We start from the raw sequence: 19,522 nt of genomic DNA, 5'->3' as shown, positions 1-19,522 counted from the left end.
CTATAATTGTAGCAACATACCGAAGGAGGTGAATCCCTTGTTTGAGCTTCAGGACCTACTCCCCTATTTGCTTACGATCGGCTTGCTGTGCACTGTGACTTATACGTATCTTGCTCATTTGCATGGCAGTGTAGCTGAATGCTGGGTCGAAGGCGGGCCCGTTCGCTCGCATGCTTCTCCGCTGATGCCGATATCTGCCCGCGGACAGGACATGCCTGTACGGCTAGCACGTCACATTCGGCGGAAAGAAGCGCCAGATGAAGATGCATCCGATTGTTCCCCCTTGTTGAATGATGGCACAGTCAATCAACGAGGAGGAACATATGAAACGATTCAAGGGTTTCACTTTTTGGGGTAAACAAGAACGGATATTGGGTTTAATCGTAGCGTTGGCGGTGGTCATGCTGCTGTCTGGTTGTGGTGCGAATGCTGCGGAGATTAATGCACAGACACCTGGTTTTTTTAATCATTACGTGGTATTCCCACTTTCTTGGCTCATTCAGCATTTGGCGCAATGGTTTGGTGGAAGCTTTGGGCTGGCGATCATGACTTTGACATTCATTGTCCGTCTGGCCTTACTGCCGCTAATGATGCGTCAAACGCGTGCCCAGCAGGGGATGAAGCGCAAGATGAGCGCTATGCAGCCCGACTTGGACCGAATTAAGAAGAAGTATGAGAATAAGAAAGACGCCAACAGTCAGCAAAGTATGCAGCAGGAAATGATGTCACTATACAAAGAGCATCAATTCAATCCACTCAATATCGGTTGTCTGCCTATTCTCATTCAGCTACCGATTTTAAGCGGGATGTATACTGCCATCCGACTCACGCCGGAGCTGGCGTCTCACTCCTTCTTATGGTTCCGGCTTGGACAGCCGGACTGGATTCTGGCAATTGTCGTCGCAGTTGTATACTTGGCACAGGCCAAGCTTTCTCAGCTACAGATGACGGCTGACCAGCGTAAGCAATTTGCTATCATGGGTTATCTTTCACCGATTATGATGGCGGTCTTTTCCTTCAATGCTCCTGCGGCCATGCCTTTATATTGGACCGTAAGCGGCACCTTTTTGCTGCTTCAATCGTTGTGGTTCCGCAAACGCTATCCAATCGAGGAAGCAGAGAACAAGATTAAACTTGGTGAAGTCACGCCAACTTAATAAGAAGATGCTATTTGTTTGACATAGAATTGCGTTTGCAGTGTTTCATGTGTAATGACAGGATACTATTCGAGCCTATAAGGCTTAAATAGTGTCCTTTTTTTGTAGCTTTTTTCACTATTATTTTGCTTGCGGTTTTGTAATCATTATGAAATCCTTATATCATAAATATTCTTAAAAGTTAGGAGAGACTATATGGAAAATTCAACAACAACCACTGAATGGTATGAAAATCAAATAAGAGAAGACGGCTGTTTTTGCATGAGAAGCATGCAAAAAGCACCGGGATATGTACAAAAGCTGAATTGGACAGAAAAAGAATTCACTCAAGGTTTGACTTACATACAATTAAGAAAAGACAATAAACCAGTAGGATTCATTGAGTATGCATTGGGTGAACAAGCATGGAGAGCTGTTCATGCGGATGGATATCTAGTAATTCATTGCATCTGGATCGCTGTAACTGGTTTGGGGCTAGGTTCACAGCTTATTCAACGCTGCATTCAAGATGCTATTACGTTGGGGAAGAAGGGAGTGGCAGTTTTTACCAACATAGATACCTCCTGGGCACCAGGTCCCGAGATTTTTCTGAAAAACGGATTTCGGCATGTGGAGGATGCTCCATATTCTTTTCAGTTGTATGTTTACAAGCTTAATCAAGAGCATTCAGACCCTTATTTTCCTGATAATTGGGTTTTACGTCTGGATCGTTTTAGTGAGGGTTTAACCATTTTACGAACTCATCAATGCCCTTATCTGGAAATAGCCACGCACAATGTGATTGAAGCAGCTGAGACTGTGGGGATACAACCTGAAATTATTGATATACGAGATCGTTCACAATTGATGGAACTGTCCCCGACCCCGTATGGCGTATTTCATGTGATCTGTAATGGAGAATTGATTTCATATCACAGGATGACTCCTCGTTCTTTTGCCAAAAAGCTAACCATGCTTTATTCTAAAAGCTAATCTTTTCATGAAATGATACAAGAAAAGTGGGTAAAGTAAATACATAGACAATACGAATGCTACATTTTGCTTGATCAGGGGATGAAGATTATGGAGGACCTTTAAAAAATGAAGCAACTACCTACAAAGCTGCCAATTTCCGTGGCTCTGCTCACATGTATAGTATGTGCCATCGGTTTTGGCTTAATTGCACTATGGGTCAGCGACCATCAAGTACGGCATTTTGACCACAGGATCATTACAGCTATTGGACAACTGGAGTCGCCTGCCATCACACGTCTTATGAAATGTTTCACTATGATCGGCAGCGGGATTCCAGTAGTGATTATCATTTTAATTGCCATGTTCGTGCTATATAGCGTATTAGGACACCGCCGAGAATTGTTTTTTTTAGCGGTTGCTGTGCTGGGATCGGTGCTGCTGAATATGGTGTTAAAAATGCTATTTCAGCGTGCGAGACCTGAAATTAACCGTATTATTGAAGCGAATGGATACAGCTTTCCCAGCGGACATTCTATGACTGCTTTTAGTATGTATGCGGCGCTAACGTTTTTATTGTGGAAGCACGTTCCTTCCAGCAGAGGTCGTATCCTTCTTGTTGTGCTCAGTAGCCTGCTAATCCTAACGATCGGGGCAAGCCGTATTTATTTGGGCGTACATTATCCAAGTGATGTTGTGGGTGGCTATTTCATGAGTGGGTGCTGGATGGCAGCTTGCATTTGGTTCTACCAACGTTATGAAGAACGAATGCTATCCCTTCGTACCAAATCGACTGCATAATGAGCCGCATAGATGATGAGCTTAAAAAAGCAGACGCATTAGCGTCTGCTTTTGATTTGGACAGAGGAAGTGGATTCGGTCATCTTAGTTCTCGTTTGTGATCTAGGCTTAAGTCCCAGCTTCTGCTCCCATTTTTCATACAAAATAATAGCCGCCTGCATAAAGATGCCTGGAAACTTCCGACTGCGAATGAATTTATGAACACCAACTGCGCAACCTGCCCCAATAAGTGCGCCTGCCAAAATATCTGAAGGATAATGCACCCCGGTCCATACGCGGGATATTGCAATAAGCACAGCCAAGATAACCCACAGAACACGATATTTTTGATGATGAAGCCATAGAATTGCAGCCAGAGCAAAAGCTCCAAGTGCATGATTACTCGGAAATGAAGCATTTGGATCATGGTGAATAAGCTGAATGACAGAATGTCCAACAAAAGGCCGGTCTCTGTAAAACAAATGTCCAAGCCCCCAACTGATTATAAAACCGATACAAACCGTTATAACGGCTTCTAAAACCATCATCCGATGTGGCATTTTAAAGGTGAACCAGTATATCAGTAAGGCCACTCCGAATAAATACGGTGCATATTGCGCCAAGAAGCGCATGGTTCCATTCAAAAAGGCGAGGTGATCAGCCAGTTCATTGATCCAGTGAAACAAAGCAAAGTCTACATTAATTAACATGAATAAATTACTCCTTAACCTCAAAAAATTGAATTACAAAGTTATATTATAGAGCGACTATACGGATAAAAGCTTAAAATCAAATAAAAAATGAATGTTATGTGCATTGCTTATTAGTTTTTTCTATAGAAAATAGGTGGTTTTGCGATGGATAAGTCGGTGCTGGTCATTGATGATGAAGAGAAGATATCCAGATTGCTTCAGTTGGAGTTATCCCATGAAGGATATGTGGTTGAAATCGCACAAACGGGAAGAGAAGGGTTGGAAAAAGCATTAGCCCATACATGGGATATTATTATCCTGGATGTGATGCTGCCGGAGATAAACGGAGTTGAGGTGCTGAAGCAGATTCGAAAAGTGGACCATCATACCCCGATAATTATGGTTACTGCACGTAACACGACTCCTGACAAGGTCTCAGGTCTGGATGAAGGAGCTAATGATTACATTACAAAGCCTTTTGAAATTGAGGAGCTATTAGCGCGGATGCGAGCCAGTATGAGGAATCAATTGGAGCCGGTAGCTACCGCTTCACCAAAAGAGGATAAGCAGCAGTCCAAACTTCAAGTCGATAGCCTGGTGTTGGAACCCAAGACGCGGTCTGTGGTGAGGGAAGGAAAACGTATCGAACTTACGCCCAAAGAATTTGATTTGCTTCTTTATCTGATGGAGCACAAAAATCAGGTATTGCATCGGGAGCAAATGATTCAGGACGTGTGGGGGTTTGATTTTGTTGGTGATACGAATGTAGTAGATGTTTATATCCGATATGTTCGCAAAAAAATTGATCATGGATACAAAAAGAAACTGATTAAAACCGTGCGCGGCGTTGGGTACTGTATCCGGGAGGAAGACCATTGAAGCTGCGGACCAAAATTACCCTGCTTAGTTCTATTTTAGTGATGACGATTCTCCTGTTTGTGGATGTCACGGTTCATCTATTATTTGTCAAAATCGCTACTCGTAATGAAAGAGAAGTGTTACAAAATAAGTGGACTGAGATTATTTCCGAAACAGGACCTACGATGATTCTGAAAAATGCATGGGGGCCCAAGCTGAAAGATGAACTTTCGGGGGATACCATTCTGAGGGTATTTGATCAGCAATCTCGCCTTCTGTATGAAGTAAGCCGTCAGTCGCGCTTTAAGCTAGACGATATACGTTTTAACCTTTCTCAGAGCTCTCAACTGACGGATCTACAGAATCATAAAATTCTGATCATTCACCTTCCGGTGCTTTCCCCAGAAGGTAGTCAAAAGGGGACACTGGAGATTGTAGAAAAATGGGATGCGCTCGAAAACAATCTCGATATCTTAAATACAATTCTTATCACGTCGACTGTAGGAGCTATGTTGCTCAGTCTGGTGGGTAGCACGATTTTGGCGAATGCGATATTGCTGCCAATTGCCAGTAGTATTCAAACGATGCAGGAAATCGAAAGAAGCTTGAAATTCAAAAAAATTCCTGTCGGCAGCCACAATCAAGATGAATTGTCCCAAATGACCGCAACTTTTAACCGAATGGTGGAGAGATTGGAAGAAAGCTTTCAGAGCCAGCAGCAGTTTGTTTCCGATGCCTCACATGAGCTGAATACGACATTGATGATTATTGAGGGCTATGCCAACATGTTGCGGCGGTGGGGTACGCGTGACGAGGACATACGTAAGGAATCGATTGAATCGATCTATGAAGAAACTCAGCGAATGCGTACGATGACGCAGCAATTACTGACATTGGCCTCCTCACAGCAGCAAGCCCCCGAACCGTATGAGCCGGTAGAGCTGGTTGGTTGTTGTCAACAGGTAGTAGCACATCTCAAGCCTGTACATGAACGTCAAATTTCTATTTTTACAGAAGAAAAGGAAATTTGGCTGGACGCTAATCTTGCAAAAATCAAGCAGTTACTAGTCATCCTGCTGGATAATGCCTTAAAGTATAGCTCGGATGAAATCGAAATATGGATATCTACAGATGAAAAAGATGTCTACCTTCGGGTTAAGGATTACGGAATTGGCATTCCTGAGGGCGAGATCAAGCGTGTCTTTGAACGATTTTATCGGGTAGACAGCTCCAGACATCGTAAAACTGGAGGAACCGGACTGGGGTTGCCGATTGCCAAGACAATAACAGATGCTCACCAGGGTACGATACGCATGGAAAGCGTAGAAGGAGAAGGGACGGAGGTCATCGTTACGCTGCCTCAAAAACAACAGAAAAGGCTGTCCCTCCAGTAGACATCTCTACTCAGAGAAACAGCCTTTTTAATGTTAATTGTAAGTTAAGCATTCGGTGGATGGGAATCATCCAAAATGATCCTAAAGGACACGACGTGCTGTTGTGTAATGGGAGTTCCACCATCCCGAATTCAGTTTTGTAACCGTTACGCCACCTTTACCATACGTGTGCAGTATTTTCCCGTCTCCCATGTAAATGGCTACATGATGAATTGGGGCATAGAAAAAGACCAAATCGCCTTTTTTAAGCTGACTACGCGGTACATAAGTGCCTACAGTTGACTGCTGTTTGGACGAACGTGGAAGCTTGATTCCATTTTGTGCAAAAACATACTGAGTGAACGAAGAGCAATCAAAAGAGCTTGTACTGCCTGCAGGAGCTCCATATTCATAACGGACGCCCATATACTGGGATCCTTTTGAAATAATCCGATCAGCTTTACTTGTCGAAGCGGCATGAGTGGTGTCTGATCCAACGACGAAGCTCCCAGCGCTCAGTGCCAAAGTCATCGTAAAGCAAATACCCATCCACAATTTTTTAGAAGTACGTTTCATATATAATTTCCTCCGTTATTCGTATTGTGTTGATGTCCTGAAATGACAATAACACAAATAAAATATCCGGAATTTACCACTCGTGGTTACAATCCTGTTACCCCAACGTTTTGCCCTGCTTTATTAGAAAACGATGAGAATTTTCTCCTTAACTTTGACTTGACAAATTAAATAAGCCCCCCTTATGGCTAGGCTCGTATGACAAAAAGCGACTTGCAGACGATTGGCACAAGCAATCATGCAAAACATACATACCTATATACTACAATTTATAACCTGTACGGGAGTATGCTCAGATTCCCGTTGACATCGTAAAGATTACACCGTATCTCCGGTCAGGAAGGGGAATTCATATGGCTTCAAGGCAGAGTAAAGCACTCAAAAACCGACCTTTAACCATTGTGCAGGTCATATCCAACTATCCCGATGCACAGCCTGTACCCTCCATCAAGGGCGGAACGGAAAAGGTTGTGCATGAATTAACAGAGGAATTAGTGAGACAAGGGCATCATGTATCTCTTTTTGCCGCCCGTGGGAGCAGGAGCAGCGCGCGATTGATTACTTATCCCAAGGGTTTGAAACATAGTCAGATCCCCCAATATGTACTTCGGCATATGCCTTCCGGTACACATATCATTCATGACCATACCTTTCGTTCTGCGGTGGCGCGTAGGAAGCTGCCTTGCTCATCATTGTGTACCGTTCATCTACCAGTGAAGAGGCACGGTAAAAACCCCGTATATGTCAGTAAAAGAGCACGCCAACTGATGGGCGGGGGCAAAGGATTTTATATTTATAACGGCATCAACACCCATGAATACGAGTTCAGCAGTGAGAAGCGAGGCTACTTGCTGTTTATGGGCAGAATCATACCGGATAAAGGTGTACTGCAGGCCATTCAGGTTGCAGAGCGAACAGGAAAAAGACTGCTTATTGCGGGTCCTATCAAAGCCCCTGTATTTTTTCGCCGAGAGATTCAGAAGCGAATTCAGCGCAATCCGAATATACGCTATGTGGGACCAGTTGGGGGTGATCGGAAACAGAAGCTGCTGAAACATGCAGAGTGTCTGTTGTTTCCATCACTGTGGGAAGAGCCGTTCGGACTCGTAATGGTAGAGGCCATGGCTTGTGGAACACCGGTGCTGGCACTAAAAAATGGCTCCGTTCCCGAGGTGCTATCAGGCTTTCCACAGTTGATTTGCAAATCAGTTGGCCAAATGGCACGTAAGGCACAGCAAAAAAATTACCCGTCACCCGCCCAGCTTCGATTGTATGTTAACCAAAGATTTACCAACAAACAGATGACCAGCAACTATTTGAGACTATACCGTGAAATCATCCGTCGGCGAGAACAGAAGAGAGGACACTGAAAGCCTATACGGAGGTGAAGAGGATGCAGGTCAATCGATATATGCTTGGGAAGGGATCTTCTTGGGCGACTCCTTATTATGTAGCCATAGAGGGACAGAAAGGCCCGTGTGCGATGGTGGTTGCAGGCATACATGGTAATGAAATAGCAAGTATACGTGCGGCTGAGAAACTGGTAAAGCTTTTGAATGAGCAAAAACTGAGATTCAGCCATGGCAAACTTATTATTGTGCCAATTGTGAATCAAGAGGCTTACCGCAAGCGGATCAGAGGAAAACCTGATCTGAATCGAACCTTTCCGCGCCAGAAAAAGCAGGCGGCAACACATCCACTTTCCGCTGCTTTATTTAAACTAACACAAAAGCATCACCCTGAATGGTATCTCGATTTGCATGAGGCGAATGGATTATCACAAAAGGATGCCAAGGTGCTTGGTCAAACGCTGATCTCCAATAAAGGCAACCCGGTAATTCCCACGACGCGCCGGATTATTAAGCGAATGAATCGCTCGATCAAGGTGAAAGACCGCCATTTCAACATGCGGCTGCATGAGCTCCCAGGTTCCTCTCGTACCGCTGCAGCCCGTATTTTAGGGGCACGTGCAGTAACCGTGGAAACGGGGTGGAGCCTGTCCCAGAAAGTACGCATACACTATCAGATGAAGATTGTGCAGCACTTTTTAAGAGAGGCCGGGATAGTTAAGGCCAACAAGGTTTATTTATCTGACAAGGTTAAAACGGTTACTTTATGAAATGTAATGTTACAAAAAAAGTCGCTTCATGAGCAAGGGATCTTACTCACCTTGCTCAAGAGCGATTTTTTTGATGTGTGATTTTCGTGCAGAAATCCTATCTGTTTAGATGCTATAACTCTGTGTTGTCAGGAATCGGATTTATAGAAGGCGCTCACCAAACTGTGACCCAGGCGCACCTCGATCAGTTCCAGTGCGGTATCCAGATCTGCGCGGATCGTGTGATACGTATCCACTGGAATGCTAAATACAGAGCCGCTTGCCGCAGCAAAGCGTTCTCCGTTCAGCATAACCTCTCCCCGGCCGGACACGATCGTCCATACTTTAAGTCCGCTGCCGTGAATACGTCCATTCAAGCGATGATCTGGCAACACCGTCAGTCGTATGGCTAAGATGTCGTTCGGACTCCGGTGATCAAACTCGTCCAGCACCCGGTAACTGCCCCAAGAGGTTTCACCATGCATGGGGTGAAGTTGGAGGTTGCCTAGCTGCTCCTTGATCGCGTGAGCATGGCTTTTGGACGCAATGAGAATACCGTCAGGGCTTGCAGCAGCAATAATATCCTCCACGCCAATGACATGAAGTGGATAGGGCAGCTCATTCACGATGTGTGTGCCGTGAGTCTGACCACTGATTTGTCCACGTCCGATCACTTGGCTTCCTATCTGCTCTGTTAAGGCCTGCCAGTTGCCGATGTCGTGCCATTCGCCCTCGTAAGGCAGGACAACGGCCCGTTCAGTACGCTCCGCAATCTCCTTATCGAAACTGCGAACCGGGAGGCTATCATATATTGTGTACAGTTCTTCATCGTTCAGCGGCAATTGAATTTGCTCCATGCAGGACAGCATATACCGTAACGTAAAAGCGTAAATACCGCAGTTCCACAGCGCGCCTTGGTTAATAAGCTGCTGCGCCCTAGAGAGAGCCGGCTTTTCAGTGAAGCGAGCAACTTGTGCATAAGCCGATTTCCCTTCCTGCCTCATTTGCAGATCTGGAACAATATATCCATATTGGTCGGAGGCATGGGTAGGCCTTGTCCCAAGCATAGCCAGATCGGCTCCGCTCTCGAGCAATAGACCGGAGAGCGCTGCTATGCTGTGGAAGAAGTCGTCGCCTGCGAACATATCTGCTGGAGCAATACAGAGAACTTCATCCAGCCCCATGCCTCTGGTGTGAAAATAAGCAGCAGCGAGTGCGGCAGCTGTGAAGGTTCCCCGTTTGGCAGGCTCGCCAAGAACGGGCAGACGACCTTCAGTATGGCGAAATGCTAGATTTACCTGACTCCGATGAGCCAGAAGCAGGGCAGAGGAATCTAGCCCGGCTAAGGTAAGCTGACGATACACCCGGCCAAGCATAGATTCCTGCTGCCCATCAGGAGCGGGTAACAACCGGAGAAACAGCTTTGACCGAATATCGTTGGACAATGGCCACAGCCGTTTTCCGGCACCACCGCATAACAATACGATGCGCACGGACGTTTCCTCCTTCAATGCAGATCCATTTGGATTGCATCAACAATTGCGGGATTTTCTATTTTAGGAACTTATTTCAATACAGATGGAATCTTTGTTTTTGGAGCTAGCTGGTATACTTTGCGTTGATGAAAAGATAAGGAGCGGTAGCTTTGAGCGTAGAGATCCAATTGTTTTGGTGACAGCGAAGAAGCACGACTATGAAGCGCTTTATTCAATGACTTGCGCAAAATCATCCGAGAGGGCTGATTGCTGTATAGATAGTTGGCATACGTTTCATATTCGGAAAATCCAAACTGTTTTGTCCGATCTATACTTTGAATAATGGCGTTGTACCAAGGTTCCCCATGTCTGGTCTCAATAACTTGCTTGAGCTGGGCGAGCCGTGTTTTTTCAAAAAGCATATAGTGAGTGACAAAGGACTTTGGTGAGGGAGCTTTAGCACCCATCAGCTTACGGTAAGTGCGAAAGTACTCAGGTTGACTCCAGCTGCGATAGTAAAAAATTGTTTTCCCGTCTTTACGGAACGTATGTGGACGAATCAAAATGGTGTCCGCGTCTATGACGAGAAAAAAAGACGATTTACTGATTTTGTCGCCATTCATTTTGAGCAATTGCTGATACAGCCAGCCTGATCGATCCCAGCGCGTTGTTCCGTAACGAATATGCTTTTTAGTGATGGGCAACACCGTTCTTTCGTCTATAAATGTACACTTCTTGTTGGCACATAGACGGCGAAGTTTGGTGCTTTGCGGTGAAACGATATAAATGGTTGCAATTCGGTGCTGCACGTGACGGCGCAGACTGTCAATTACTAGTGGTAGTGTCGCCAGATCTTTTTCAATTGCGGGGATCAGAACATCGATTGAGAGGGAACCCTTTTGTGGCTCATCGGATTGCGCAGACATGTTATTCACTCCCTATACGTGTAAATATACGCTACCGGTACCTTATATTATTGTATGCCTGGACAGGCGCTTTCGACCGGGCAAGGCCAACTGTCTAATTCTATGTAGAAGAGGGCGAATGGAGCTTCGAATGGGGATTTGGCGCATACGATAGATTGATCTTTTTTAACAGGAGCGTTCTACCCTGAGAGTAGAGAGGAGAGGGGCAAGTGAATTCTTCACAAGCGCAGGCGTTGCGCAGCAAATGGCATAAAACCCAATTGTTGCTCCAGCATGGCAGCATCAAGCCTTTTGTACCTGAAACTCGTAAATACAGCAAAGCAAATGTAAAATCAATGCTCGAAAAATATGGTATGGTCTATGTAAAGCCTGAGCGAGGTACCTTTGGCAAAGGTGTGATGAAAGTCGAACAAGAGGCAGGTCAGCGTTTTGCCTACCAATATGAGGAAAAGCGTCTGGAATTCAAACATTTGGATGCACTAATCACCAGCTTATCGAAACACACGGGGAAAAAAAGTTATCTCATTCAAAAGGGAATCCATTTACTGCGCCATCAAAATCGTTATTTTGATATCCGGATCATGGTGCAGCGTAATGCAAAAGGGTCATGGGAATCTACCGGAATTATTGGACGCTTGGGTCATCCCCGTAAAATCGTGACCAATTATCATAGTGGTGGTAAGCCGATGGCCTTAGAACAACTACTGAAATCCCATTTATCGCAAAGTAAGCAGGCTGAGCTGGTCAAGAAGCTCAATGAACTAGGGATTACCATCGCCACACAACTACAAAAAACATATCCGAAATTCCGGCAAATTGGTGTGGACATTGGATTGGATCATCGCTTTATCCCGTGGATCATTGAGGTGAACACGAAGCCAGACCCATATATATTTAACCAATTGACAGATAAGTCTATGTACCGAAAAGTAATAAGCTATTGGCGACTGGCTAATGAAAAAAAGAAAGTTGCAGTCCCAAGCAAGGATAAGAAGAATAACAACAAGAATAAAGATAAAATTGCAAATAAAGTTGATCATACAAATAAAGAACCTAAATCAAAAAAAGGATGAATTGTTTATGATTCATCCTTTTTTTTCTTGCCTGTTTATCCTAATCCTAACCGCGAGGTGGCGACTCGGACATTCACGGTACTTCCTATGTCGATATTTTTAAACCCGGTGATGTATGGTATTTCCCCCGTGGTTATGGTCACTCCATTCAAGATCTTGGTTCTGGAGAGTGTCATTTTATCCTGATTTTTGATAATGGTGATTTTTCGGAGGACCATACGTTCAGCATTACTGATTTTATCGCTCAGACTCCCGCGGATGTTGTCATGCAAAATCTCGGACTTGCAGCCGACGAGCTGGCTCTTTTACCAAAGAAGGAAGCTTATTTTGCAGAAGGACCTGTCCCATCTATCGCATCTTATGATGCATATCCGCGCGCTTCTTCCGATCTAATTACTAAACACCGCTATCCTTTAATGGCCAAACAGCCCAGATTGGCACCGGGTGGAGGGACTCAGCGGACTGTTACAGTAGAAGATTTCCCTATTTCTTCGACGATGGCAGGATCTGTGATTGAATTAGAGCCAGGCGGATTGCGAGAAATGCACTGGCATCCCAATGCGGATGAATGGCAATACTATTTGGACGGCAGCGCAGAAATGACTGTATTTCTGGCAGAAGGGAATGCAGTGACAGAGCAGTTTGAAGCCGGAGATGTAGGGTATGTACCTATGGGAGCCGGGCACTATATTAAAAATACCGGACCGGACGTATGCCGTATTTTGATTGGTTTTAACAGTGGTCATTACGAGGCCATTGATTTGAGTGAGTGGATGGCTGGCAACCCTGTTGATGTATTGGCAACAAATCTGAGCCTGCCTCGGGAAATAGCGCATAAACTGCCTCATAAATCAGTCTTCATCGCCCGAAAATCTTAAATCTTAAATCATAAAGCAACTAAAATGCCCGCTTATGCTACCTTATTCCAGTTAGCCTAAGCGGGCTATTGAACTTGATTCTGTTTCTATTACTTTTGTAGAAAGTAATAGAGTGAATTTAAAATTGAACAACCTGCAACCCTGTGCTATTCTTATACGAAAGTGAAGATTAATGTAGTAAAAGTTATATTTTATTATGCTTATAAACATCTGATGATACGATGAATAGAAGGGATGTGCAGCCATGAATTCTGTCATTGAACTTAACAATGTAAGCTGGAAGAGAGATAACCGTACCATACTGGATCAAATCAATTGGCAGGTAGCTGAGGGAGAGCACTGGGCTGTACTCGGCTTGAATGGATCAGGCAAAACAACGATGCTCAATATGATTAATGGTTACATATGGCCAACCACAGGTAGTGTCGGTGTATTGGGTCATACTTTTGGGGATGTAGATTTGAGGGAATTACGCAAATCTATTGGTTGGGTCAGTTCCTCTTTACAGGAAAGAATTAATGGAAGCCAGCGCACGCAGGATGTTGTCATCAGCGGCAAATTTGCTTCCATTGGACTGTATGATCAGACGACGGATACAGATGATAAACAGGCTGTTCAGCTTATGACCCAACTGGGCTGTGCTCATCTCGTAGATCGGTTGTATCAGGGATGCTCACAGGGAGAAAAGCAAAAAGTGCTTATTGCTCGCGCGTTAATGGCCTCGCCCAAGCTGCTGATTTTGGACGAGGCGTGTAATGGGTTGGATTTTTTTTCTAGAGAAGCATTACTGGATAGCGTTCGTCAGCTGTCCGAGACGCCGGGTGCTCCAAATTTATTATATGTTACACACCATATCGAAGAAATTCTACCCATGTACACACATACGATTCTGATTCGTCGGGGTACGGTGTTTGCCAAAGGTAAAACGACAGATATCCTGAGCAGTGAAACGCTCAGTGCTTTTTTTGAAACACCTGTGCAAGTAGACTGGAGACAGGATCGTGCATGGCTCTCTATGGTATAGAGAGCCTTTTGTCTGTCTAACCTGCTACCAGCATAATCAGAATGGGCAAAATCAGGAATGAAGCAAGCGTGCTCCACAAGATGCAGGTAGAAACCAGTTTTGGGGATGCATTAAATTTTTCGGCTAAAATGACTGCATTCACAGCCACTGGCATCGAGGCCAGAATGAAGAGAACGGAAAACAAAAGTCCTGAAATTCCCAGTATCAGCATGGCAAGACAAGCCGCAAGCGGGGAGAGCAGAAGTCGAATTATCAGTCCTGCGTAGCTGGCTTTTTTAATAGATGGCTCGAGCCTGAATATTTTTACATAAGCCATCTGGGTACCGAGAATCGCCAGCACGACCGGAGAATAGGCGGCTGCAATCACCGAGACACCTGATTGAATGCCAGAGGGTAGATGCCAATCCAATGCTCGAAGTCCCAGTGCGAGAAGAGCCGCATAGATCGCAGGGAGAGAAAATACTGACTTCACGGCACTTTGAATAGAAAATTCAGAGCGGGCTGCAAAGTATACACCAATGGTATTGACCATAATCATCTGGATGACGACATATACGGAGGCTTTATCCAGGCCAAGCTGTCCAAAAGCAAGTAAAATAAGCGGCAACCCATAATTTGCACTATTAGTCAGTGTGGAGATTAAGGTGAGTCCCGCCGTTTCCGGGGGGCTCAGCCTGAAGATTTTCCCCGCTAATTGTGCAATTCCCCATAAAAGCAGCAGGTTCAGTAATGAAAAAGCGGCTGTCAGTGCCACATCATGCCAGGAAAGCTGTGCCTTGAGCAGTGTGTCCAGAATCATGGCGGGACTTAAAAAATATAAGTACAAAGTCGAGAGCGGTTTTGTTTCCAGCTTCATGAATTTGCCGAGTAAAAATCCGGCAATTACCGGAATGGACAGCGGAACGATAACGGATAAAAGAGTTGAAAGTACGATTTGAACCATGAATTCCACTCATCCTTTCTGTAATGACATTTTCCATTATAAGGCGCTACTTTCGAACCCGTCCAAGATGGATAAACAATTAAGGTTATAGGTATATGCTATGAAGCTTAGATCACTTATTCTGAAAATAACAAAAGGGATGTCCACAGCCATGTTAAACGGCTAATAGGAACATCCCTTTTATATGAAACCGAGTATTCTGAAGGTTTATGCAGAAGCCATAGTTTCCGCTTTAGTTCGGCAATCGTCAGAGCAATAGTGTTGATGCTGTTCTTCGCAATCTGGACACACGATATGTTGGAGATTGCACACGGGGCAGTTAATATAATGATCGTTTGTTGTTTCACAGTGGTAGCAATTACCAACAACAACGTCTTCATCTGTATGGTTGATTCGAACCGAAATTCGTTCGTCAAATACATAGCACTTACCGTCAAACAAACGTCCTTGTACTTCTGGGTCCTTGCTGTAAGTCACAATGCCGCCATCCAACTGAGCTACATCGTTAAAGCCTTCTTTAATCAGCAGACCAGACAGCTTTTCGCAACGAATACCTCCGGTACAGTATGTTAGGATTTTTTTATCCTTGAACCCAGTCATATTATCGCGAATCCATTGTGGAAATTCACGGAATGATTCAACTTCGGGGCGAATAGCTCCGCGGAAATGACCGATGTCATATTCGTAGTCGTTACGTCCGTCCAGAACCACGACATTTTCATCTTGGAGCTGTTCATAAAACTCCTTTGGTGATAGACGCTTGCCGCTAATTACATTAGGGTCCAGCTCGTCCTCATGACGTAGCGTAACCAGCTCCTGACGATGGCGTACAAATATTTTCTTGAACGCATGACCGTCAGACTCATCTATTTTAATAACGATATCGTGGAATTTCGGATTAGCGCGCAAATCACGGATATACTGCTCCGTTTGCTCTACTGTACCGGACAGTGTTCCGTTGATTCCTTCCTCAGCAATCAAGATTCTTCCCTTGACGCCCAACTCCTTGCAGTAAGCCAGATGCTCTGCCGTAAAGGTGGCAGGATCTTCAATATTGACATATTTGTAAAACAACAAAATTCGATAAGCATGTTCACACATGTAAAATCACCCTCTGATTCAAGTCAAAGTTTTTTAACAAGCAAGTTTAAATGTACCACATTCTTTAAGTTAGTCAACATAAATGTTTAAAAAGTGGAAACGGAAAAGATGACGAGCGACAAAAGTAAGGGGTTACATTATAATGGTATTGTGGGGTTGATGAGATTCGCAGTAACAGGTTGAGGTCTAGCAGATGAAAGGATGAATTCAATGAAACATCATTTGACAGCGCATACACCACCTATGGGGTGGAATAGCTGGGATTGCTACGGTGCAGCAGTACGGGAAGAGGAAGTGCGAGGAAATGCTCAATATATGGCGGAGCACCTGAAGGAATATGGTTGGGAATATGTTGTGGTGGATATTCAGTGGTATGAGTCAGGAGCAGTATCTTCACAGTATCGCCCGTTTGTCCCATTGGAAATGGATTCATATTCACGTCTTATTCCAGCGGTGAATCGTTTTCCTTCGGCAGCAGATGGACGCGGCTTCCAAGCTCTTGCGGAATATGTACACGGTCTGGGATTAAAATTTGGGATACATATTATGAGAGGCATCTCCCGCCAGGCGGTTCATCAGGATACTCCGATTTTAGGAACTACAGCTACAGCCAGACAAATTGCACTTCCTAACTCTATTTGTCCTTGGAACACAGATATGTATGGGGTAGATGCTTCCAAGGAAGGCGCACAGGAGTATTATAATTCGTTATTTGACCTGTATGCGGAATGGGGTGTGGATTTTGTCAAAGTAGATGACATTGCTGCATCACGTCTCTATGGTATTCATTTGGCGGAAATTGAATTGATTGAGCGGGCTATCGCCCAATGCGGACGTCCGATGGTGTTGAGTCTATCGCCTGGTCCCGCACCGCTGGAGCATGCATCTGATTTAATCGCAAACGCGAATATGTGGCGTATGACTGATGACTTCTGGGATGTATGGCCTTTACTGTATGGTATGCTTGAGCGCTGCGAGAAATGGGCGGAACATGTAGGTCTAGGTCACTGGCCGGATTGCGACATGTTGCCACTGGGCCATCTGGGTATTCGTTCGGTAGATTCAGTAGATTCCGGCAGTCATGATCGATGGACACGCTTTACGAAGGATGAGCAGCTGACAATGATGACCTTATGGAGCATTTTCCGGTCTCCACTGATGTTTGGGGGAGAACTGCGTGATAATGACGAATGGACACTTTCATTGCTGACGAACAAAGAAGTGCTCGATGTTCATCACAACGGTGTGAATGCGCGACAGGTCTACAGAAAGGATGAACATATCGTTTGGACTTCTCACAACGAGGAAGGTCACGTATATGCGGCTTTATTTAATGCTGGAGATGAAGCTTCCACAGTCCGTGTGTCCTTACAGGAGCTTGGAATTGAAGGGCAGGCAAGTGCCAGAGACTTATGGAACCATGTGGATTTAGGTGATATAGTGCAGGAACTGTCTGCAGATTTACCCCCTCATGGAGCTGCACTATTCATTATAAAATAACAGGATGTTAGGAAGGATCTAAGCTGTACGTTCAGCTCTAGTCACCTTATTGTAAAGTGGAGGATGTTTTTACGATAAGGTGATTTTTTTGTATGTGTAACTTTATGATATTTTTAACGGACTCGACATGATTCTTGGGAATTTGACATTTGGAACATGTTAGGTTTATAGAGTACCTATTTCTGCACAAATTTAAATCATTCTAGCGAATAGAGTCGAGAAAGGAGTCAAATGATGAAATTAAAAAAAATTCACAAAAATGAGCAGGACGAGCCTTGGCCCTCTAGTGAACAAATTCTGTGTATCGGAGGGGCCAATCTGGATCGTAAAATCATGATTAAAGGTACATTTCAGCTTCACACCTCCAACCCGAGCAGCACTAGTCTGCAATCTTGCGGTGGGGTAGCACGGAATGTGGCTGAAAATTTAGGGAGGTTGAGTCGACGGGTCAGCCTGCTGACCGCAGTTGGGGACGATGCTGAAGGTGAATTTATCATCGAACAGTCCAGCCGTTACATGCACGTGATTCCTCTTCAAGTCAAAGGTGAATCGTCAACCGGTGTCTATACTGCCTTGCTGAACGAGCATGGTGAAATGATTGTAGCGACAGCAGAAATGGAGATTTATGATCAGATTCGTCCTTCCGTAATTTTTGAAAATATTCCTTTAATCGCCTCGTCCCGACTCGTTCTGCTGGACACTAATTTTTCTATGAACGTAATAGCGGCCACCATACATGTCTGTCTGGAACATCAGGTTCCGCTTGTCGTTTCTTCGGTGTCAGCTTCCAAGATGAGAAAGCTTCCACGAAATTTGCATGGGGTGGAATGGCTGGTATGCCAACCGGAAGAGGCTGAAGCTTATTTGGGACTTGAACTTAAAGATGATCAGCAGATATTGGACGCAGCCCGAGTTTTTCACAAACTTGGGGTTCAAAATGTCATTATTATCTGCGGTGCTGAGCGTGTGTTGTTTGCTTCTCAAGATGGTACTTATGGACAAATCCCTATACACCCATTTCAACAGGTCATTGATGTCACAGGCGCAGACGACGCTTTTATTGCCGGGATGATTTATGGAATTACCCAAGGTTATCCTATGGAACAAGTGTGCCAGTTTGGAATCAGTTGTGTCGATTTAACCATACAAACGGATCGGACAGTCTCAGACACCATTTCTATGAATAAACTTCATTCTAGATTCCAGGAGCTGTATGGCACACATTCGCAAAATTTTGTTTTTTTTAAGGGTGTGTATTTTAAAAAGAAAAATACATAAGTAAAGAAGAGAACACTAACCTACAGCAGCGTGTATTTAGAGCTTCACGGACGTAATGGTCTCAATTATTGAATTTATAAAAGGAGCAGGTTGTCTGATGGACAGTGTGAAATACGCTATTGTTTTTCTACCGCTGTTCCTACTTTATTTGCTTTTAAAGGGAGGGGCTTTGGCAGTAGGTTTACTATATCGACTGATCTATTCCATTTCGACCTTACGTGCAGGACAAAGTGACGATCTTCTCGCTGTGCAGCATGCTAAGCGTATTATCGTAATCGGCTCACCGGGGAGCGGTAAGACTTTTTTGGCCAAACGTCTATCGATGTGGACTCATTTGCCGTATACCTCGTTGGATGATTTGTATTGGGGGCCAGAGTGGAAGCGGAGTACGGACAAGCAATTTCACAAACAGCTGGGAGAAGTCCTGCAAAGGGAAGAATGGATTATCGAAGGGAATTATCATGAGCGTTATTTTACCGAGCGACTCCAGCGTTCCGATACAATCATCGTGATGGATGTCAGCACGATTGAGGCAATATCAGGTGTTATCACACGTTCGCTTAACCGTTTTTTATTTTCCAAGGAGTTACCCACAGGAATAGAGCGGGAAGCCGTTCGTATTTGGGATATTTCACCTCGGTTTGTCCGCTTTGTTCTGGGTTTTCGCAGGCGTATCCGTCCTAAAATCTGGCCGCTCATTTTGCAATATGGTAATGAACGGAATTTGATTATCCTAAAATCTAAATATTGTTCATGTCCCTGGATGAGCCCAGATAGACAATTATCTCCTTGACTCAAACCTGCGTTTCGTGTAAAGTGGTGAAAATTGTAATATATAG

Annotated in this window: 20 protein-coding genes; 14 read left to right on the top strand and 6 right to left on the bottom strand. The window is 44.5% G+C overall.

Features of this window, described 5'->3' with window-relative positions; translation table 11 throughout:
* Positions 1-37 precede the first annotated feature (37 nt).
* The 4 genes from C0638_RS21645 to C0638_RS21630 all read left to right on the top strand — a co-directional run bounded on the left by C0638_RS21645 (position 38) and on the right by C0638_RS21630 (position 2,909).
* Entirely contained in the window at positions 38-358 is a 321-nt protein-coding gene (locus tag C0638_RS21645; protein WP_040101412.1) for a hypothetical protein, read from the top strand.
* The gene (gene yidC, locus C0638_RS21640) at positions 324-1,157 is read left to right on the top strand and encodes a membrane protein insertase YidC (protein ID WP_040101411.1); all 834 of its coding nucleotides are present in this window, start codon (positions 324-326) and stop codon (positions 1,155-1,157) included. Before C0638_RS21645 ends, yidC begins: the two co-directional genes overlap by 35 nt.
* Positions 1,158-1,352: 195 nt before the next feature.
* A complete protein-coding gene (locus C0638_RS21635) occupies positions 1,353-2,129 on the top strand; it encodes a GNAT family N-acetyltransferase (protein WP_102163785.1) in 777 nt (258 codons plus the stop codon).
* A 108-nt stretch (positions 2,130-2,237) separates the two neighbouring features.
* The gene (locus C0638_RS21630) at positions 2,238-2,909 is read left to right on the top strand and encodes a phosphatase PAP2 family protein (RefSeq protein ID WP_102163783.1); all 672 of its coding nucleotides are present in this window, start codon (positions 2,238-2,240) and stop codon (positions 2,907-2,909) included.
* 38 nt (positions 2,910-2,947) lie between these two features.
* Here the strand turns inward: C0638_RS21630 and C0638_RS21625 are convergent, their stop codons facing one another.
* Entirely contained in the window at positions 2,948-3,598 is a 651-nt protein-coding gene (locus tag C0638_RS21625) for an undecaprenyl-diphosphatase (protein WP_040101409.1), read from the bottom strand.
* Between the two features lie 147 nt (positions 3,599-3,745).
* On the opposite strand from C0638_RS21625, the gene C0638_RS21620 reads away from it, so the two are divergent.
* Positions 3,746-4,459 carry a response regulator transcription factor gene (locus C0638_RS21620; RefSeq protein ID WP_064963651.1) on the top strand — a complete coding sequence of 238 codons (714 nt, stop codon included), beginning with the start codon at positions 3,746-3,748 and terminating at the stop codon, positions 4,457-4,459.
* Entirely contained in the window at positions 4,456-5,832 is a 1,377-nt protein-coding gene (locus C0638_RS21615) for a sensor histidine kinase (protein WP_102163781.1), read from the top strand. Before C0638_RS21620 ends, C0638_RS21615 begins: the two co-directional genes overlap by 4 nt.
* A gap of 81 nt (positions 5,833-5,913) precedes the next feature.
* On the opposite strand, the gene C0638_RS21610 is transcribed toward C0638_RS21615, so the two are convergent.
* The gene (locus tag C0638_RS21610; RefSeq protein WP_013371017.1) at positions 5,914-6,387 is read right to left on the bottom strand and encodes a C40 family peptidase; all 474 of its coding nucleotides are present in this window, start codon (positions 6,385-6,387) and stop codon (positions 5,914-5,916) included.
* 353 nt (positions 6,388-6,740) lie between these two features.
* Between C0638_RS21610 and C0638_RS21605 the strand changes: the two genes are divergently transcribed.
* Entirely contained in the window at positions 6,741-7,757 is a 1,017-nt protein-coding gene (locus C0638_RS21605; protein WP_102163779.1) for a glycosyltransferase family 4 protein, read from the top strand.
* Between the two features lie 23 nt (positions 7,758-7,780).
* On the top strand, positions 7,781-8,506 hold the full coding sequence (locus C0638_RS21600; RefSeq protein WP_102163777.1) for a succinylglutamate desuccinylase/aspartoacylase family protein: 726 nt from the start codon (positions 7,781-7,783) through the stop codon (positions 8,504-8,506).
* Positions 8,507-8,634: 128 nt separating this feature from the next.
* Here C0638_RS21600 and C0638_RS21595 read toward each other — a convergent pair whose 3' ends face one another.
* Entirely contained in the window at positions 8,635-9,978 is a 1,344-nt protein-coding gene (locus C0638_RS21595) for a sugar phosphate nucleotidyltransferase (RefSeq protein WP_058831343.1), read from the bottom strand.
* Between the two features lie 71 nt (positions 9,979-10,049).
* Entirely contained in the window at positions 10,050-10,886 is an 837-nt protein-coding gene (locus C0638_RS21590; RefSeq protein WP_102163776.1) for a DUF6492 family protein, read from the bottom strand.
* 209 nt (positions 10,887-11,095) lie between these two features.
* On the opposite strand from C0638_RS21590, the gene C0638_RS21585 reads away from it, so the two are divergent.
* The 3 genes from C0638_RS21585 (at position 11,096) to C0638_RS21575 (ending at position 13,861) form a co-directional block, all read left to right on the top strand.
* Positions 11,096-11,959: a YheC/YheD family protein gene (locus C0638_RS21585; protein ID WP_025677866.1), complete on the top strand. Its 864-nt coding sequence runs from the start codon at positions 11,096-11,098 to the stop codon at positions 11,957-11,959.
* 71 nt (positions 11,960-12,030) lie between these two features.
* Positions 12,031-12,837 (top strand): cupin domain-containing protein, encoded by an 807-nt coding sequence (locus C0638_RS21580; RefSeq protein WP_267893788.1) that lies wholly within the window; start codon positions 12,031-12,033, stop codon positions 12,835-12,837.
* Positions 12,838-13,081: 244 nt separating this feature from the next.
* Positions 13,082-13,861 carry an ABC transporter ATP-binding protein gene (locus C0638_RS21575; protein ID WP_058711079.1) on the top strand — a complete coding sequence of 260 codons (780 nt, stop codon included), beginning with the start codon at positions 13,082-13,084 and terminating at the stop codon, positions 13,859-13,861.
* A 16-nt stretch (positions 13,862-13,877) separates the two neighbouring features.
* Here the strand turns inward: C0638_RS21575 and C0638_RS21570 are convergent, their stop codons facing one another.
* The gene (locus C0638_RS21570) at positions 13,878-14,804 is read right to left on the bottom strand and encodes an AEC family transporter (protein WP_058711080.1); all 927 of its coding nucleotides are present in this window, start codon (positions 14,802-14,804) and stop codon (positions 13,878-13,880) included.
* Positions 14,805-15,011: 207 nt separating this feature from the next.
* Entirely contained in the window at positions 15,012-15,905 is an 894-nt protein-coding gene (trhO, locus tag C0638_RS21565; protein ID WP_058711081.1) for an oxygen-dependent tRNA uridine(34) hydroxylase TrhO, read from the bottom strand.
* Positions 15,906-16,115: 210 nt separating this feature from the next.
* Here trhO and C0638_RS21560 point away from each other — a divergent pair, with 210 nt between their 5' ends.
* The 3 genes from C0638_RS21560 (at position 16,116) to C0638_RS21550 (ending at position 19,476) form a co-directional block, all read left to right on the top strand.
* Positions 16,116-17,405, top strand: coding sequence for a glycoside hydrolase family 27 protein (locus tag C0638_RS21560; protein ID WP_058711082.1), 1,290 nt, complete (start codon positions 16,116-16,118; stop codon positions 17,403-17,405).
* A 234-nt stretch (positions 17,406-17,639) separates the two neighbouring features.
* Positions 17,640-18,683, top strand: a complete 1,044-nt coding sequence (locus C0638_RS21555; RefSeq protein ID WP_058711083.1) for a carbohydrate kinase family protein — start codon at positions 17,640-17,642, stop codon at positions 18,681-18,683.
* A 97-nt stretch (positions 18,684-18,780) separates the two neighbouring features.
* Positions 18,781-19,476, top strand: a complete 696-nt coding sequence (locus C0638_RS21550; protein ID WP_025677854.1) for a P-loop NTPase family protein — start codon at positions 18,781-18,783, stop codon at positions 19,474-19,476.
* The last annotated feature ends 46 nt before the right edge of the window (positions 19,477-19,522 follow it).

Source organism: Paenibacillus sp. lzh-N1, assembly GCF_002872435.1.
GTDB lineage: Bacteria > Bacillota > Bacilli > Paenibacillales > Paenibacillaceae > Paenibacillus > Paenibacillus polymyxa_C.
The sequence above is the reverse complement of the archived record's forward strand: the minus strand, read 5'-3'. Positions and strand labels throughout refer to the sequence as shown.

Excerpts from the sequence above, each read along its gene's own strand:
- yidC (WP_040101411.1), top strand. The coding sequence starts at position 324 with ATGAAACGATTCAAGGGTTTCACTTTTTGGGGTAAACAAGAACGGATA.
- C0638_RS21635 (WP_102163785.1), top strand. The coding sequence starts at position 1,353 with ATGGAAAATTCAACAACAACCACTGAATGGTATGAAAATCAAATAAGA.
- C0638_RS21630 (WP_102163783.1), top strand. The coding sequence starts at position 2,238 with ATGAAGCAACTACCTACAAAGCTGCCAATTTCCGTGGCTCTGCTCACA.
- C0638_RS21625 (WP_040101409.1), bottom strand. The coding sequence starts at position 3,598 with ATGTTAATTAATGTAGACTTTGCTTTGTTTCACTGGATCAATGAACTG.
- C0638_RS21620 (WP_064963651.1), top strand. The coding sequence starts at position 3,746 with ATGGATAAGTCGGTGCTGGTCATTGATGATGAAGAGAAGATATCCAGA.
- C0638_RS21610 (WP_013371017.1), bottom strand. The coding sequence starts at position 6,387 with ATGAAACGTACTTCTAAAAAATTGTGGATGGGTATTTGCTTTACGATG.
- C0638_RS21605 (WP_102163779.1), top strand. The coding sequence starts at position 6,741 with ATGGCTTCAAGGCAGAGTAAAGCACTCAAAAACCGACCTTTAACCATT.
- C0638_RS21600 (WP_102163777.1), top strand. The coding sequence starts at position 7,781 with ATGCAGGTCAATCGATATATGCTTGGGAAGGGATCTTCTTGGGCGACT.
- C0638_RS21590 (WP_102163776.1), bottom strand. The coding sequence starts at position 10,886 with ATGTCTGCGCAATCCGATGAGCCACAAAAGGGTTCCCTCTCAATCGAT.
- C0638_RS21575 (WP_058711079.1), top strand. The coding sequence starts at position 13,082 with ATGAATTCTGTCATTGAACTTAACAATGTAAGCTGGAAGAGAGATAAC.
- C0638_RS21570 (WP_058711080.1), bottom strand. The coding sequence starts at position 14,804 with ATGGTTCAAATCGTACTTTCAACTCTTTTATCCGTTATCGTTCCGCTG.
- trhO (WP_058711081.1), bottom strand. The coding sequence starts at position 15,905 with ATGTGTGAACATGCTTATCGAATTTTGTTGTTTTACAAATATGTCAAT.
- C0638_RS21560 (WP_058711082.1), top strand. The coding sequence starts at position 16,116 with ATGAAACATCATTTGACAGCGCATACACCACCTATGGGGTGGAATAGC.
- C0638_RS21555 (WP_058711083.1), top strand. The coding sequence starts at position 17,640 with ATGAAATTAAAAAAAATTCACAAAAATGAGCAGGACGAGCCTTGGCCC.
- C0638_RS21550 (WP_025677854.1), top strand. The coding sequence starts at position 18,781 with ATGGACAGTGTGAAATACGCTATTGTTTTTCTACCGCTGTTCCTACTT.